Source organism: Pseudomonas triclosanedens, from assembly GCF_026686735.1.
Lineage (GTDB): Bacteria > Pseudomonadota > Gammaproteobacteria > Pseudomonadales > Pseudomonadaceae > Pseudomonas > Pseudomonas triclosanedens.
The window spans coordinates 432765-448890 of record NZ_CP113432.1; the positions used below are offsets into that span (position 1 = coordinate 432765).

At 66.1% G+C, this 16126-nt stretch carries 16 protein-coding genes; 4 read left to right on the forward strand and 12 right to left on the reverse strand.

The annotated features are described in order from the left end of the window. Window positions 1–40 precede the first annotated feature (40 nt). Together OU419_RS02010 and OU419_RS02015 are read left to right on the forward strand one after the other, a co-directional pair. Window positions 41–379: a multidrug transporter gene (locus OU419_RS02010; protein WP_254470025.1), complete on the forward strand. Its 339-nt coding sequence runs from the start codon at window positions 41–43 to the stop codon at window positions 377–379. A 92-nt stretch (window positions 380–471) separates the two neighbouring features. Next, window positions 472–2319, forward strand: a complete 1848-nt coding sequence (locus tag OU419_RS02015; protein ID WP_254470026.1) for a Na/Pi cotransporter family protein — start codon at window positions 472–474, stop codon at window positions 2317–2319. Here the strand turns inward: OU419_RS02015 and OU419_RS02020 are convergent, their stop codons facing one another. The 6 genes from OU419_RS02020 to OU419_RS02045 all read right to left on the reverse strand — a co-directional run bounded on the left by OU419_RS02020 (window position 2320) and on the right by OU419_RS02045 (window position 8905). Next, window positions 2320–4020, reverse strand: a complete 1701-nt coding sequence (locus OU419_RS02020; protein WP_254470027.1) for a gamma-glutamyltransferase family protein — start codon at window positions 4018–4020, stop codon at window positions 2320–2322. A gap of 132 nt (window positions 4021–4152) precedes the next feature. After that, window positions 4153–4404, reverse strand: coding sequence for a YfhL family 4Fe-4S dicluster ferredoxin (locus tag OU419_RS02025; RefSeq protein WP_254470028.1), 252 nt, complete (start codon window positions 4402–4404; stop codon window positions 4153–4155). A 168-nt stretch (window positions 4405–4572) separates the two neighbouring features. Beyond that, complete coding sequence (gene coaD, locus OU419_RS02030; protein WP_254470029.1) at window positions 4573–5052, reverse strand: pantetheine-phosphate adenylyltransferase; 480 nt, start codon at window positions 5050–5052, stop codon at window positions 4573–4575. Between the two features lie 186 nt (window positions 5053–5238). Beyond that, window positions 5239–6834, reverse strand: a complete 1596-nt coding sequence (locus OU419_RS02035; protein WP_254470030.1) for a GMC family oxidoreductase — start codon at window positions 6832–6834, stop codon at window positions 5239–5241. 39 nt (window positions 6835–6873) lie between these two features. Next, a complete protein-coding gene (locus OU419_RS02040) occupies window positions 6874–7419 on the reverse strand; it encodes a twin-arginine translocation pathway signal protein (RefSeq protein ID WP_254470031.1) in 546 nt (181 codons plus the stop codon). 55 nt (window positions 7420–7474) lie between these two features. Continuing rightward, the gene (locus OU419_RS02045; protein WP_254470032.1) at window positions 7475–8905 is read right to left on the reverse strand and encodes a coniferyl aldehyde dehydrogenase; all 1431 of its coding nucleotides are present in this window, start codon (window positions 8903–8905) and stop codon (window positions 7475–7477) included. Between the two features lie 240 nt (window positions 8906–9145). Here OU419_RS02045 and OU419_RS02050 point away from each other — a divergent pair, with 240 nt between their 5' ends. After that, window positions 9146–9799 carry a TetR/AcrR family transcriptional regulator gene (locus OU419_RS02050; RefSeq protein ID WP_254470033.1) on the forward strand — a complete coding sequence of 218 codons (654 nt, stop codon included), beginning with the start codon at window positions 9146–9148 and terminating at the stop codon, window positions 9797–9799. 7 nt (window positions 9800–9806) lie between these two features. Here OU419_RS02050 and OU419_RS02055 read toward each other — a convergent pair whose 3' ends face one another. Then, window positions 9807–10223, reverse strand: a complete 417-nt coding sequence (locus tag OU419_RS02055) for a GNAT family N-acetyltransferase (protein ID WP_254470034.1) — start codon at window positions 10221–10223, stop codon at window positions 9807–9809. Between the two features lie 61 nt (window positions 10224–10284). Beyond that, entirely contained in the window at window positions 10285–11289 is a 1005-nt protein-coding gene (locus OU419_RS02060; protein ID WP_254470035.1) for a hydrolase, read from the reverse strand. Between the two features lie 108 nt (window positions 11290–11397). Here OU419_RS02060 and OU419_RS02065 point away from each other — a divergent pair, with 108 nt between their 5' ends. Then, window positions 11398–11751: a hypothetical protein gene (locus OU419_RS02065; protein WP_254470036.1), complete on the forward strand. Its 354-nt coding sequence runs from the start codon at window positions 11398–11400 to the stop codon at window positions 11749–11751. 135 nt (window positions 11752–11886) lie between these two features. On the opposite strand, the gene OU419_RS02070 is transcribed toward OU419_RS02065, so the two are convergent. The 4 genes from OU419_RS02070 to OU419_RS02085 all read right to left on the reverse strand — a co-directional run bounded on the left by OU419_RS02070 (window position 11887) and on the right by OU419_RS02085 (window position 16014). Next, a complete protein-coding gene (locus tag OU419_RS02070) occupies window positions 11887–12450 on the reverse strand; it encodes a hypothetical protein (RefSeq protein ID WP_254470037.1) in 564 nt (187 codons plus the stop codon). Between the two features lie 111 nt (window positions 12451–12561). After that, a complete protein-coding gene (gene rsmD / locus OU419_RS02075; protein WP_254470038.1) occupies window positions 12562–13164 on the reverse strand; it encodes a 16S rRNA (guanine(966)-N(2))-methyltransferase RsmD in 603 nt (200 codons plus the stop codon). After that, complete coding sequence (locus OU419_RS02080) at window positions 13164–14651, reverse strand: M16 family metallopeptidase (RefSeq protein WP_254470039.1); 1488 nt, start codon at window positions 14649–14651, stop codon at window positions 13164–13166. Before OU419_RS02080 ends, rsmD begins: the two co-directional genes overlap by 1 nt. After that, window positions 14644–16014: a M16 family metallopeptidase gene (locus tag OU419_RS02085; RefSeq protein WP_254470040.1), complete on the reverse strand. Its 1371-nt coding sequence runs from the start codon at window positions 16012–16014 to the stop codon at window positions 14644–14646. Before OU419_RS02085 ends, OU419_RS02080 begins: the two co-directional genes overlap by 8 nt. Window positions 16015–16126: the final 112 nt, after the last annotated feature.

Consider the following 16126-nt stretch of genomic DNA (forward strand, 5'->3'; position numbering starts at 1 on the left):
CAGTCTGCCTGCCCAATTACACTAAAAAGGACTTCCCTCCATGAATCTGTTCCGCACCACCGCCGTTGTCCTGGCTCTGACCTGTGGGCTGTCGGCAATGCCGGCCGTTGCCGATGACGTGGTGGCCAACTCCAGTGGCGATCCGCTCTACACCGTCGAAGCGCCGCCCGCCTACGCCATGATGGGCGACCTGATCTTCGCCCGCCCGCTGCTGATCGCCGCCACCGTGGTGGGTACTGCGGCATTCGTGGTGACCCTGCCGTTCAGCGCCCTGGGCGGCAACGTCAAGGAAGCAGGCCAGGCGCTGGTGGTCGATCCGGGCAAGGCCGCCTTCGTGCGCTGCCTCGGCTGCACCACCAGCGGCTACAAGAAAGACTGATCTCCCCTCGTATGGGGCGGCTGCCGTCCGGCAATACCGCCCCGTGGCTCCCCGCGCATCCCACGAGATGCGCCGAAACCAGCAGGTAGCGCATGGCCTCGAACCGGCTGAAGAAGCATCTGCGTCCCTTGCTTCTGCTGCTGGCGGCGGTGGTTCTGGGCTACACCTTCTGGTCCAGTGCAGGCCTGTTGCAGCTCGGCGCGGGGCTGGCGCTTTTCCTGTTCGGCATGCAGTGCCTGGAAGAAGGCTTGCGCGATCTTGCCGGCAGCCAGTTGGAGCGCTGGCTGGAAAAAAGCACCGCGACTCGCGGCAAAAGCCTGCTGTTCGGCCTGTGCGGGACCTTCCTGCTGCAATCCAGCACGCTGGTTTCCCTGCTGACCATTGCCTTCATCAGTACCGGCCTGATCCAGCTCGCCGGCGGCATCGCCATTCTGTTCGGCGCCAACCTTGGCGCCACCAGCGGCATCTGGCTGCTGGCGCTGGCGGGCCAGAACCTCAGCCTGAGCCCGCTGGCGCTGCCTTTGCTGGTGTTCGGCGTGCTGATGGGCTTCAACGGCGCCAAGAGCAAGGCCGCCGGGCGCATCCTGCTCGGGATCGCTTTCATCTTCCTGGGCATCGACCAGATCAAGGAGGGCTTCTCCAGCTTCGGCGATGCGATGGACATGAGCGAGCTGCAGGCCGAGGGCATGCTCGGTGCGCTGCTGTTCGTCACCTTCGGCGTGCTGATCACCGTCGTGCTGCAGTCCAGCCATGCCACGCTCATGCTGACGCTCGCGGCGCTGGCCGGCGGTCAGTTGCAGCTCGGCCAGAGCCTGGCGATCGCCATCGGCTCGAACGTTGGCAGCAGCGTCACCACTGCCTTCGTCGGTTCGCTGGGCGGCAACCGCAGCGGCCAGCGGCTGGCGCTGGCCCACGTGCTGTTCAACGTCGTGACCGGCGTGCTGGCGTTCCTCCTGCTTTCGCCGCTGACCTGGCTGGTGCACTGGCTGGTAGCGCCGCTGGGGCTGGGTGATAACCCGATGATCCAATTGGCGCTGTTCCATACGCTGTTCAACGGCATGGGCGTGATGCTCTTCTGGCCGCTGCAGGGCGCGCTTGCCAGTGCGCTGGTGCGCTGGCTGCCGGAAGTGGAAGAGCCGCAGGTGCTGATCACCGATCTCGCGCCGGCCGAGCCGAGCGTCGAGCGCACCCATGCGCGCTATCTCAACGAGCGCGCCCTGGATTCCGCCGACGCCGCTTCCCGGGCCGTCCTCCAGGAGTTGCGGCACCTGGGACGGCTGAGCATCGAGGTGATCTGCCACGCGCTGTACCTGCCGGTGGAGATGCTGACGCAGCCGCGGCTGGACGATACCCAGTTGCACGCGGTGCCAGACCGCCACGCGCTGGCGGCGGAAGTGCTCTACCAGCGCCACATCAAGGGCGTCTACGGCGACCTGCTGAGTTTCATGGGCCGCCTGGAGGTGCCGCTGGACGAGGAGCACCAGCGCTTCTGGCTGTCCTGCCAGGTGGTGGCGCTGCAACTGGTGGATGCGGTGAAGGACGCCAAGCATCTGCAGAAGAACCTCGGCCAGGCTCTGCAGGCCGACCCTTCGGCCACGCGCGAGGCTTACGTGGAGCTGCGCCGGCACCTGGTCGGCATGCTGCGCGAAGTGCGGGCGATGGGCACGCTGCTCGGCGGCGACCTGCCCGAGGAAGCGCTGCAGGCGCGCCTGCAGATGCTGGACGAAAGCGCCGCGCAGTTCGATACCGCGTTCCGCCAGCGGCTGTTCGCGGCGGTACGCCGCCAGGAGCTGGATGGCTTGCAGATGAGTTCGCTGATGAACGACCTGGGCTACGTCAGCCGGATCATCCAGAGCCTGCGCAACGTTCTGCAACTGGGCACCGAGCACGGCCTGTTCGAGCCGCGCGAAGACGACGCGCCCGCGCTGCTCGTACCCTGATCAGCGCAGCGGCGACGGCAGCTCGGTGGCCAGGCCGATGCCGCGCGGGTCGCTGGCCGACTGCACGTCACCGGTCTGCTTGTTCCAGTGCAGCACCTGCTGGTTGCCGTAGGCGCGACCGACATCCTTGAGCGTGTAGCCGCGGCGTTGCAGGTCGGCCATCTCGCTGCCGGTGAAGGCACGTGGTTCGTGTTCGATGATGTCGGGCAGGTACTGATGGTGATAGCGCGGCGACGAGACCCAGCGCTGGATCGGCTTGCCGTCCAGGTAGTCGAGCATCGCCAGCAGCACCATGCTGGGAATGCGGCTGCCGCCAGGCGTACCGAACGCCGCCAGTTCCGTCGGGCTTTCGATGAAGCTCGGGCTCATGCTCGACAGCGGGCGCTTGCCCGATGCCACGGCATTGGCCTGGCTGCCGGTCAGTTCGTAGGCGTTGGCACCGCTGACGTCGGTGGCGAAATCATCCATTTCGTCGTTGAGCAGCACGCCGGTACCGGGGACGGTGAAGGCCGCGCCGAAGGGCAGGTTCACCGACAGGGTCGCGGCCACTGCATTGCCGTCGGCGTCCATCACCACGAAATGGGTGGTGTGATCGCCCTCGCGCCAGGCGGGCGCGCCCGGCAGCGACGAACTGGGAGTGGCGCGCTGCGGGTCGATGCCGCTGGCCAGGCGCTTGAGATAGTCGGGTGCGAGCAGTTGCGGTACCGGGTTGGCGACCCGGTCGGGATCACCCAGCAGGCCGCGGTCCCGGTAGGCGCGACGCAGCACCTCCACCACATAGTGCGTGCGTTGCACGGGGTCGGCTTTCTGCCACGGCAACTGCTGCAGCATGCCGAGGCTCTGCGCCAGTGCGATACCGCCGGCGGAGGGCGGCGGCGCGCTGATCAGTTCGCGACCGCCATCGAGCGGGTAGCGCAACGCCTGACGCTCGACAGTGCGGTAGCTGGCAAGGTCTTCCAGGCTCCAGATGCCGCCAGCGGCGCGTACGCCGTCGACCAGTTTCCCGGCGGTTTCGCCTTCGTAGAATCCGATGCGGCCGTAGCGCGCCAGTCGCTCCAGGGTGCGGGCGAGGTCCGGCTGGCGCAGCAGGCTCCATTCTTCGGGCAGGTTGCCCTGGTCGAGGAAGATTCGCGCGGTTTCGCGGTCCTTGCGCATGGCGTCGAGGCGCCAGGCCGCACGATCGATGTAGATGCGGTCGACGGATACGCCGTCGGTGGCCAGGCGGATCGCCGGCACCAGGTTGTTGGCCAGGGTCTTGCGGCCATAGCGGCTGGTGATATCTGCCAGGGCGGCGGGCAGGCCCGGAATGCCGGCAGCCAGCGCGCCATTGAGCGACAGTTGCGGGTCGACCTTGCCATTGCGCTCGTACATCCGTGCGTGGGCGGCCAGGGGCGCGCGCTCGCGGGCGTCGATGAAGTGGTAGGTCGGCGGGCTGCCGGCCTTGCGCAGGAGGAAGAAGCCGCCACCGCCGAGCCCGGATCCATAGGGCTCGACGACGGCCAGTGCCGCGCTGATGGCGACGGCGGCGTCGAAGGCGTTGCCGCCATCGGCCAGGGTTTCGAGGCCGGCTACGGTTGCTGCGGGATGGGCGGTGGCGACGCTGGCCTGTGCCGGGTGCTCCGCGGCATGCAGCGCAAAACTGAGCAGCAGGAGGCTGCAGAAGCCGAGCAGGGCGCGGGAGCTGGAATTCAACAGGGACATGGCTTCTCACGAACCGCCGGTTCTACCAGCGGATGGCCTGACAAAAGACGCGGTGGCGAATTGGGAGGATAGACAATCCCGAAGCCGAACGGTTTGTGAGAACTCAATGAAAAATCAGCGAAGCCTGCCGTGTCAGGCCTTGCCAGTGAGCTTCTTGTACTTCTCCATCAGCTCGTCCTTGCTCTCTACGTGCGTTTCGTCGAGCGGGATGCAGTCGACCGGGCAGACCTGCTGGCACTGGGGCTCGTCGTAGTGGCCGACGCATTCGGTGCACAGGTTCGGGTCGATGACGTAGATCTCCTCGCCCTGGGAGATCGCGCCATTGGGGCACTCGGGTTCGCAGACGTCGCAGTTGATGCAATCGTCAGTGATTTTCAGGGACATCGAACAACTCCAGCCGCAGGCGACCCCGCGGCGATCATTAAGCACAATGGGGAAATTGTGCCGCATCGGCGCGTTCAGTGCACGCGGGCGGGAAAGGTGGTGCCGGAAACGGCCGTCCTTGGCGCGTCAGGTTCTGTCGGGGCTGCGTCGAGACTCGACGCCTTGAGATCAGTGCTTGAAGCGCTCGGCCAGTGCGCTGGCCACCGCGGGATGCACAAACTTGGTGATGTCGCCGCCCAGGGCCGCTATTTCGCGCACCAGGGTGGAAGAGATGAAGGAGTACTTCTCCGACGGGGTGAGGAACATGCTTTCCACGTCGGGGGCGAGTTGGCGGTTCATGTTCGCCAACTGGAATTCGTATTCGAAGTCCGACACCGCGCGCAGGCCGCGCAGCAGGATGTTGGCGTTCTGCTCCTTGACGAAATGCGCGAGCAGCGTGGAGAAGCCGACGACTTCCACGTTGGGCAGGTGCGAAGTGACCTGGCGCGCCAGCTCGACGCGTTGCTCCAGGGGGAACAGTGGGTTCTTCTTGGGGCTGGCGGCGACGGCAATGATCACCTGGTCGAACAGTCGCGAGGCGCGTTCGACCAGATCCGCGTGGCCTTTGGTGATGGGGTCGAATGTACCCGGGTACAGCACTCGATTCATCGCGGCGTCCTGGTCGGCTCTTGTTGGCAGGCTGGGCAATAGCGGGGCTGGATGGTAACGCAGCCCGCCCGTGGGGCCAAGCGACCTTGGTAGTGCTTTGCGGCGCGGACTACCTGCGTTTCCGCCCGGCGGACCCGGTGGTCACGCGCAGGCCCCGTTGCAGAGCCTGCGCGAGCGTTTCCAGCGTTACGCCTTGCCTAGCCGTTCGACCAGCGCGGCGGACAGTTGCGCAGTCAGGCCGTAGACCGAAAGCTGCGGGTTGGCGCCGATGCTGGTGGGGAACAGCGAGCCGTCGTGGATCGACAGGTTCTCCAACTGGTGGTGACGCCCCAGGCTGTCGCACACGGCCTGTTTCGGGTCCTCGCCCATCGCGCAGCCGCCCATCACGTGGGCGCTGCCCAGGCGGGTGCGGTACAGCTCCAGGCTGAGGCCGTCGATCAGTTCATGGGCTTGCTTGGCGCTCTTCACGTAGCCGGCGTCGGCATGCAGCGGCAGCACGGCCTTGGCGCCAGCGGCGAACTGGATGTCGGCCATCGTGTGGAAGGCTCGGCGGATACCGTCCCAGGTGTAGTCGGTCATCTGGTAGTCGAGCACCGGGGTATCGTCGCCACGCAGGCTGACGGTGCCGACCGCGCTGTCGGGGTGGAAGCCGTCGCGCATCAGCGCGAGGATCACGTTGGTGTGCGGCAACTGCTCCATGCGCAGCGCGTTGTCTTCGCCGAAGCGGCCGAGCAGCGTGGCGCTCAGGGATGGTTGCAGCGGCGGCACTTCGAGCTTGTAGGACATGCGGCCGGCTGCGCCGTCATCCCACTGGAAGTGGTCGGAGTAGATCGATTGCGGCGCGCCGTAGAACGGGTTGATCACTTCGTCGAACAGCGCAGCGCTGAAGTTCACCACATGCAGGAAGGTGCGTTGGCCCACGCGGCCGTTCGGGTCGGGCGCCTTGGAGCGCATGAGGATCGCCGGGGTGTTGATGCCGCCGCCGGACAGCACGTAGTGGCGCGCCTTGACGGTGACTTTGCGGCCAGTCGGCGCGACGCAGCGTTCGTCCATTGCCAGGCATTCCAGGCCGCTGACTTTTTCGCCGTCGATCAGCAGGCGGTTGGCGCGGGCGAGATAGAGCAGCTCGCCGCCCTTGTCCAGGGTCGCAGGGATGGTGGTGACCAGCATCGACTGCTTGGCGTTGGTCGGGCAGCCCATGCCGCAGTAGCCGAGGTTCCAGCAGCCGCGAACGTTGCGCGGGATGACCTTCCAGTGCAGCCCGAGCTTCTCGCAGCCGTTGCGGATCACATCGTTGTTGGGGTTCGGCGGCAGCGCCCAGGGCGCAACGCCCAGACGCTGCTCCATCTTCTCGAACCAGGGTGCCATCTCGGCGACGCCGTGGCCCTTGACGCCATGCTCCTTGGCCCAGTGTTCGAGGGTCGGCTCGGGCGTGCGGAAGCTGGAGGTCCAGTTGATCAGCGTGGTGCCACCCACGGCACGGCCCTGGAGGATGGTGATCGCGCCGTCCTTGCTCATCCGCCCGATGCCTTCCTGGTACAGGCTCGGGTAGGCGTCGGCTTCCTGCATCTTGAAGTCGGAGCTGGTCTTGAGCGGGCCTTCCTCCACCAGCAGCACCTTGTAGCCGGCGGCGCTCAGGGCTTCGGCTGTGGTGCCGCCGCCTGCGCCGGTGCCGACGATCACCACGTCGGCTTCGAGGGTCAGGTCTTTTTCCAGGCGCGAGCCATCGTGGACTTTCCAGCCACCGGCGAGGCCGGCGGCGAACAGATCGGGTACAGGCATCGAGATTCTCTCAGGCGAATTCTTGTTGTTCTGGCCGGGTCAGACTTTCGGCGGGCCGGGATAGCCGCAGTGTCCCCAGGATTCCGGGCGGCCATACCAGGCCATCAGGACCAGTTGCAGCAGCGAGCTATGGCCCATCTTCAGCAGGGAAAGGGAGCTGTTCTGCCAGCGTTCGAGGAAGTGCTTCACGTCGGCGGCGCTGGCGTTTTCCCAGCTACCCCAGATGCCAGTCAGCGGGCCGCGGGTGACTGGCAGAGCGAGTACGTCGAACAGTTGGACGGTGAGCTTGAGCATCTCCGGAGACAGGCGGTGGAGGCTGTAGTCGAGGCTCTTGATGGTGCCCTCGACAGCATCTGCCATGCGCTCGGCGGGTACCGCGCCGGCCAGCATCACCGGGATCAGTGCGCGCAGGAACGGCATGTCCGAGTCGCGCAGCACCGCAAAGCCGCTGGATGGCGTGCTCGCGGAGCAACCGCTGAGGCTGGCCGTGACGCCTGCGGTGGCGAGGAAGGCGCTGCCGATCAGGCCGATCTTGAGGACGCCGCGCCGGGAGAGCCCCGGCGTGCTCAGGGAGGTGTCTGTCATTCTTGTTGTTTCACCTGTGCAGGAGAGCCGCCTGGGTGGCCGGCGGCTGGAAGGGTCAGCGGATGAAGAGCTTGTACACCAGCTTCTGCAGCGACTTGCCATAGGGCGGGTAGATCACGCGGGCCGCATTGAAGCGCGGCTTGCTGAACACGCCCTTGGCCTTGCTGAAGGTGAGGAAGCCTTCATGGCCGTGGTAGTGGCCCATGCCCGACGGGCCGACGCCGCCGAACGGCATGTCGTCCTGGGCAACGTGCAGCAGGGTGTCGTTGAGGCACACCCCACCGGAATGCGTCTGCGCCAGTACGTGTTCCTGCTCGCGTTTGTCGTAGCCGAAGTAATACAGCGCCAGCGGGCGGTCGCGCTCGTTGATGTAGCTCAGCGCCTGTTCGAGGTTCTGGTAGGGGATCACCGGCAGCAACGGCCCGAAGATTTCCTCCTGCATCACCTTCATCTCGTCGTTCACGTTCAGCAGCAGCGCTTGCGGCAGGCGGCGGCCCTGGCCCTGCGGGAACAGCGGGATCACGGTGGCGCCGCGCGCCTGGGCATCGGCCAGGTAGCCGTTCAGGCGGGAGAGTTGGCGTTCGTTGATGATCGCGGTGTAGTCCGGGTTGTTCTCCAGTTTCGGGAAGAAGCCCTGGACCACCTGACGGTAGGTCTGGACGAACTCATCGACGCGGCTCTGCGGCACCAGCACGTAGTCGGGCGCCACGCAGGTTTGCCCGGCATTGAGCGACTTGCCGAAGGCGATGCGCTCGGCGGCGTCCTTCATCGGCACGCTGGACGACACGATGGCCGGTGACTTGCCGCCCAGTTCGAGGGTTACCGGGGTCAGGTTTTCCGCTGCCGCGCGCATCACGTGCTTGCCGATGCTGGTGGCACCGGTGAACAGCAGGTGGTCGAACGGCAGCTTGGAGAAGGCGACGCCCACATCCACTTCGCCTTCGACGACGGCCACCATGTCCTCGGGGAAGACCTTGGCCAGCAGGGCCTTGAGCATGCGCGCGCTGGCGGGTGTGGATTCGCTCATCTTGATCATGACGCGGTTGCCGGCGGCCAGGGCGCCGGTCAGCGGGCCGATGGCAAGGAACAGCGGGTAGTTCCACGGCACGATCACGCCCACCACGCCCAGCGGCTGGTACACCACCTTGGCCGACGCCGGCATGAACTGCATGCCTACCGAGCGGCGCGAGGGTTTCATCCACTTCTTCACCCGTTTGGCGGCGTAGTGCACGCCGTGCAGGCTGGGCATCACTTCGGCGAGCAGGGTTTCGTCGGCTGAGCGGTTGCTGAAGTCGCTGTTGATCGCATCGATGATCGCCTGCTGCTCGGTCACCAGCAGATTGGCTAGGCTCTTGAGCCACTGGATGCGCTGGCCGGCGTCGGGCATCGGATTGGCGCGATAGGCCTGGCGTTGACGTTCGAGGAGGGATTCCAGCTGGCTGATCTGCTGCTGGCTCTGCTGCAGGTAGGCGATATCGGCGACCATGACGTGGCTCCTTGGCGGAAGCGGCAGGGGAAGCTGTCCGAGTGCAATGCGGCAAGGGCGGGACGCTTCGCGTTGTTGTGCTGTCTGGATTTTTAGAGCAAATACTCTAGAGTGTCAATCAGGATGCCTCGCCCGGCTCCCGAGTCCCAGCCAACGAAAAGCTGGGATGTGCCTCCCGGGGTGTTACGCGGTAGCAATCGGTGTACCTTTGCCCCGCAATCCGCTTTCACGAGTCCGCGAATGGCCCCACGTATCAACACCCGTGACCGCATCGCCCAGGCCAGCCTGGAGCTGTTCAACGCCCAGGGCGAGCGCAGTGTCACCACCAACCACATCGCTGCGCACCTGGGTATTTCGCCGGGCAATCTGTATTACCACTACCGCAACAAGCAGGCGATCATCGCCGAGCTGTTCGCCGCGTACGAAAGGCATGTGGACCAGTTCCTGCGCGTGCCCGAAGGCCGCGCGCTGACAGTCGACGACAAGCTCTACTACCTGGAGGCGCTGCTGGCAGCGATGTGGCACTACCGCTTCCTGCACCGCGACCTGGAGCACTTGCTCGACTCCGACCCGGAGCTGGCCGCGAACTACCGCAGCTTCGCACAGCGTGCGCTGCTCAACGCCAAGGCGATCTACCGCGGCTTCGTCGAGGCCGGCATCCTGCTGATGGATGAGACGCAGCTCGATGCGCTTACCCTTAATGCCTGGATCATCCTTACCTCATGGGTGCGCTACTTGTGTACCACCCGCGAGTTCAGCGGCGACCTGAGCGAAGCCCAGTTGCGCCGTGGCCTGTACCAGGTGCTCGCGCTGGAGAGCGGGCATATCGCCCCGGCCGCGCGTGAAGCCGTGGCGGCGGTGTTCGACCGCCTTTATGTGCCGCTGGAAGAATGAGCGCCGCTCAGGCGTCGGCTTTGCGTGGTCCCGGAACCCGCGGTCGGCGCAAGGCGATGCCGTGGCGCAGAAAGAAGTCCTCAACGCCTTCGGTAGCATCGGTATAGAGCGTGCGCCGAGGGTGATCGGCAAGGAAGCGGGCCATCAGCCGCTGGCCGATTCCCTGGGCCTGGAAGCCCGGCAGCACAGCAACTTCGGCCAACCATGTGGTTTGCGCTGTTTCGCTTTCGGCGCGCAGCAGGCCGACAATCAGGTCACCCTCCTGGGCCAGCAGCGTGTAGCTGGAAAACTCGTAGAGGTCGCGCAACTCCGTCATCGTGCCGGGTACGCCCCAGCCGACCGCCCGGTAGAGCGCCGCGATGCTCGCGCACTGGGCGTCGCTCAACGGCGGGTTGTGCAGAATCGTCAGCGGTGTGTCAGTCATGGCATCACTCCTGTCTGGCGTCCACTTTCAGTCTGCCGGATCGGTGGCCCGAAAGCCTGATCTAGGGCAGGGACGCTCCGTGCCTTTGCCGCAGCCACTGGGGAATGCGGTGTTCCAGATAGTACTCCGGGCGTCCCGGTGAGCCGCCGATGAAGCCCACGTGGCCGCCGCGCGCCAGCAGTTCCAGCTCCGTCGTGGCGGACAGTTCGTCCGCCTGGGGGATGCTCTGCGCGTGGATGAAGGGATCGTCGCTGGACTGGATCACCAGCGTGGGTATGCGAATCCCGCCCAGGTAGTAGCGGCTGGACGCGCGCCGGTAGTAGTCGTGTACGTCGGCGAAACCGTGCAGCGGCGCGGTCACCCGGTCGTCGAAGTCCCAGAAGGTGCGCATGCCGTCCAGGGGGCCGAGGCGCTCCAGCGCGGCGAGGTTCTCCGCATGGCCGCCGGCGGCGAAGGCCTGGCGCTTGGTCTGTACGTACGCGACCAGTTCGCGCATGAAGTGCGCCTGGTAGACCCTGGAAAAGCCGATGCCGATGCGGTCGGCGCACTGGTCCAGGCGAAACGGCACCGACACCGCCACCGCGCCACGCAAGGGGCAGTCTTCCGCTGTTTCGCCCAGGTATTTGAGCAGTACATTGCCGCCCAACGAATAGCCCACTGCATAGAGCGGTGCCATCGGCCGCCTGGCGCGCACGTGGGCGACCACCGAGGCGAGGTCTTCGCTGACGCCCGAGTGATAGCCGCGCGGCAACAGGTTCGATTCGCCCGAGCAGCCGCGCCAGTTCAGCGCCACGCTGGCCCAACCCTGGGCCGCCAGTTGCTGCTGCAGGCCGAGGATGTAGTGCGACGACGAGGAGCCGGTGAGCCCGTGCAGCGCCAGCACCAGTGGCGCCTGCGCCTCGTGCGGGCCGTGCCAGTCCAGGTCGATGAAGTCGCCGTCGTCCAGCCACAGCCGCTCGCGCCGGCGTTGGAGTGTCGGCGCCTTGCGCAGCAGCGAACCGTACAGGGTCTGCAAATGTGGGCTGGGAAGCCACCAGGCGGGCTTGAATGGGGAAGGTATAGTCATCGTTTGAACTGACGGGCTGACGAGTCGTGATAGTAACGCCAAGTCGGTCATGCGATGGACGCCTTGTGCATCCGTCGCCAGGGAAACCACGCTTAAGGAGGGGATGGCATGCGGAAAGATATCGCGGCGCTGAGCCTGGCACTCTGGCTCGCCGCATGTGGCGAACCTGTGCCACAGGATCATAAGGCATACGTGGGGTACTGGACCTCGCCACAGATGAGCCTGCTGGTCACAGCGGATGGTCGCGTCGCCTACGAACGGGTGTCGGGCAGTACCTCGAAATCCATCAAGGCGCCGATCAAGAGTTATGAAAGCGACGGATTCACCGTGGGCTTCGGCCCGTTCGGCACGAGCTTCAAGGTTTCCAGACCGCCCTACCAGGACGGGGGTAAATGGAAAATGGTGGTCGACGGCGTGGAGCTGGTGCGCACCAGCACCGTCGATGTCGGCAAGTCCATCTGACACCTCGGCGCGCGCCCTGGGCAACCGGCAAATTCAACGGATATGGGGACCGTTCCCTATGTTCAGTCGGTGGTTGCTCCGTCGGCACTTTCCCAGCCGGAAGCCGGCGCGGCACTGGCGAGCCAGTGAGGCTCGCTACCAGCCGAATTCGCTGGCCAGGTCTTCGGCGCGGCGGGCGTCGTTCAGCAGTTGCGCCAGTTCGCCGATCAGCTTGCGGCGGTAGATCGGGTTGACGCTGCAGTCCTCCGCGAAGATGTCTTCATCCGCGCAGCGCCACACCCGGGCGAAGGTCGCGAGGCAGGCGGTCATCTGCCAGAGATCGTCGAACATCGGCGCGGGGGCCCAGGGACCGCCATGCTGGTCGAAGAGGACTCGGCCGGTGGAGCATTCGAGAATGAAAGGATCGGCACCCTGGTCCGCCACCACGATCCAGTCATCGCTCCATCCCGCGAGCCGCTCGCCGGTCAGGCCGTGCCAGCGATAGCCAGCCTGCTGTTTCCACAGCCTCGCCAGTGAAGGAATGAAAAACGGATTGCCGGCGGTGTCGAGGTTGCAGTCGCACGGACCGACCTCGCGGTAGAAGCGCGCAAGCTCGGTCGGCAGAGCGATCTCCCCGGCCCAGTCGCTGGCGGGCTGTTCGAAACAGCGCTCGTCCAGCGCCAGCAGTTGTTCGCGGATCGAGAGCGGGGTGGTGGTCATTGTTCAGCGTCCTGCCGCTGTGGCTGCTAGTGCTGTTTTCCCGTCGGAGCTCGCCCCCACGGAGCCCCAGGGTTTGAACCGCTGCACTATCTGCAGCGGTTCAGTCCCTGATCAGGATTCTTCCCGCTGCCACAACGCGTAATGCACCGCGCCGGCCTTCTTCTCCCGGTGCAGGCGCCAGTTGCCCGGCAGGCCGAGGCTGGAGGGCACGGCTTCGCTTTCGGTGTAGATCCACGCGTCCTTGGCCAGCCAACCGCGCTCCTCCAGCAGGCGGCAGGTGTTCTGCAGCAGATCCTGGTGGAAGGGCGGGTCGAGGAATACCAGGTCGAACGGCGTGGCCGGCTGGTGTTCCAGGTGGCGCAGGGCGTCGGTCAGCAGGACCTGGCCGGCGTCGCACTTCAAGGTGGCCAGGTGGTTGCGCAGGGCGTTGGCCGCTTCGCCATTGGTGTCCAGCGCGAGGCCGGAGCTGGCGCCGCGTGACAGAGCTTCGAGGAACAGTGCGCCACTACCGGCGAAGGGGTCGAGTACCCGCGCGCCGGGAACATAGGCGGCCAGCCAGTTGAACAGCGTCTCGCGCACCCGGTCCGGCGTCGGGCGCAGGCCCGGGCCATCGGGGAAGGCGAAGCGCCGGCTGCGCCATTCGCCGCCGATGATGCGCAGTTGGCCCTGGCCGCCATGCTGGCGTTGCGGGGTGCCCTGGGGACGTCTGTTCATCAATGCTCCGGTACGCCGGTAGGCTGCTCGGCGGGTTTGTCGGTGGGCGGTGGCAGCGGTTTCTGCGGCACGGTCGGGCCGGCGGTGACGATGACGAAGCCGTCCGGGTCGAGATGGCGGCGCATGGCCTCCTTCACCTGTTCGACGCTCAACGCCTGCACCTGGCTGAGGAAAGTTTCCAGGTAGTCCAGCGGCAGGTCGTAGAAGCCGATAGCCCCCAGTTGGCCGACGATATCGGCATTGCTCGCGGTGGACAGCGGGAAGCTGCCGGCCAGCTCGCGCTTGGCGTCGTCCAGCTCTTTCTGGGTCGGGCCCTTGTCGAGGTAGTCGCGAACGATGTCCTGCACCAGCTTGAGGGTGCCTTCGCTCATCTCGGCACGGGTCTGCAGGCCGATGGTGAACGGGCCGCGGGACTGCATACCGGTGAAGCCGGAGTACACGCCGTAGGTGAGGCCACGCTTCTCGCGTACCTGATCCATCAGGCGCGTGCCGAAGCCTCCGCCGCCGAGGATCTGGTTGCCCAGGTAGAGCGCGGCGTAGTCAGGGTCGTTGCGGGTGATGCCCAGCTGGGCCAGCAGCAGTTGGGTCTGCTTGGACGGGAACTCGATGTGGGTGACGCCGGCCTTGGGCGTTTTCGGCTCGGCCGGGCCTGCCAGGGCAGGGCCCTTGGGCAGCGAGCGGGAGACGCTGGCGGCGATGCTCTCGGCCTGCTCGCGGCTCAGGTCGCCAACCAGGGCGATGACCACGTTTCCGGCGGCGTAGGCCTTCTGGTGGAAGGCGCGCAACTGGGCTGTGGTGATCTTTGGTATCGACTGTTCGTTGCCGTCGCTGGAGTGGGCATAGGGGTGGTCGCCGTAGAGTCGCTTGAACAGCTCCAGGCCGGCCAGCTTGCCGGGGTTCTGCTTCTGATACTCGAAGCCCGCCAGCACCTGGTTCTTGATGCGCTCCAGGGCTTCTTCGGGGAAAGTCGGTTGGCCGATCACCTGGTCGAACAGCGCCAGGGCGGCGTCGCGCTTGTCCGGGGCGCTCAGGCTGCGCAGGCTGGCCACCGCCATGTCGCGGTAGGAACCGTTGCCGAACGCGGCGCCGAGATCGTCGAAGCCGGCGGCGATGGCGCTGGTGTCCTTGCCGGGCACGCCTTCGTTGAGCATGGCGTTGGTCAGCATGGCGAGGCCATAGGTGTCGCCGTCCTGGCTGCTGCCGGCTGCGAAGGTCAGGCGCAGGTCGAACATCGGCAGTTCATGGGCCTCGACGAAGAGTACGCGGGCACCTTCGGCGGTCTCCCATTGCTGGATATCCAGCTTGCGATGACCGGGGGCCTTGCCGGCCGCTTCGGCCAGGGATTGCAGGCCGGTCGGGGCCGCGACGCTGGGGCTGGCCGGTGCGGTCTGGGCCACCGGGCGGGCGACGAACAGCACCAGGCCGGCGATCAGCAGAAGGACGATCAGGCCGACCAGGCCATAGCGCAGGCCATTGCGTTCACTCATGGCTCGGTTCCTTGTCGGTGGCTTCTTCCGGCAGGACCTGGGCGAGGGTCAGGCGGGAACGGGTGAAATAGGTGCGGGCGGCGTTCTGGATGTCCTCGGCGGTGACCGCCTGCAGGGCTTCCAGGTCCTGGTCGGCAAGCTTCCAGGACAGGCCGACGCTTTCGAGTTCGCCGATGGTGCTGGCCTGGCTGGCGATGGAGTCGCGCTCATAGACCAGGCCGGCGATGACCTGAGCGCGCACGCGCTCCAGTTCTTCCTTGCTGGGCGGGCTCTTCTTCAGGTCGTCCAGTTGCTGCCAGAGGGCAGCTTCTACCTGGTCGAGGGTCTTGCCCTTCTGCACGTTGGGCGTGGCCGTGAGGAAGAACAGGCTGTCGCCGCGAGCGAAGGCGTCGTAGGAGGCGGAGGCGCCGGCGACGATTTCCTCGCCGCGCTCAAGGCGCGAGGCGAGGCGAGCGCTGTAGCCACCGTCGAGAATCGCCGAGAGCAGACGCAGGGCGTTGACCTCGCGCGGGGTGTCGCTGCTGCCCAGGCTCGGTACGTTGAAACCCATGATCAGGCTGGGCAGTTGTGTGCGCACGTGGAGTTTCAGGCGGCGTTCGCCGGGTTCGGCCAGTTCGAGCGGCTTGCGCGCTGCCGGCAGGTCGCGCCGGGGGATGTCGCCGAAGTACTTACGGGCGAGAGCTTTCACTTCGTCGCCGCTGACATCGCCCACCACCACCAGGGTGGCGTTGTTCGGCGCGTACCAGGCCTGATACCAATGGCGGAGGTCGTCGATGGTCATGCGTTGCAGGTCCGCCATCCAGCCGATGGTCGGCGTATGGTAGCCGCTGGCGGGATAGGCGGCCGCCTTGAAGCGTTCGAAGGCAAGCGCGCTGGGCTTGTCGTCGGTGCGCATGCGGCGTTCTTCCTTGATCACCTCGATCTCGCTCTTGAACTGGTCGGCCGGCAGGGCGAGATGCGCCATGCGGTCGGCTTCCAGTTCCAGCGCCACCGGCAGGCGGTCGCGGGCGAGAACCTGGTAATAGGCGGTGTAGTCGTCGGTGGTGAAGGCGTTCTCTTCCGCGCCGAGGTCACGCAGCACGCGCGATGCCTCGCCGGGGCCGAGCTTGCGGCTGCCCTTGAACATCATGTGCTCAAGGGCGTGAGACAGACCGGTCAGGCCGGGTGTTTCGTAGCTGGAACCGATCCTGTACCAGAGCTGGGACACCACCACGGGGGCGCGATGGTCTTCCCGGACCACGACCTTCAGGCCGTTGTCCAGAGTGTACTCGTGGGTGGGCTGGGGTTCCGCGGCGCTGGCCATGAGCGGGAGCAGCAGGGAACCGAACAGCAGGCCGGCGTGGCGGCGTGCAAGGGTTTTCATCGTCGAATGAACCTTTCGGGTTGTCCGCGGGGTCTATGCAGGCTGGCGGCCTGCCCTCCTAACTCCGGCGGGCGAGGAGATGCTAGGATACCCATCCGTTTTCCGGGCGGCC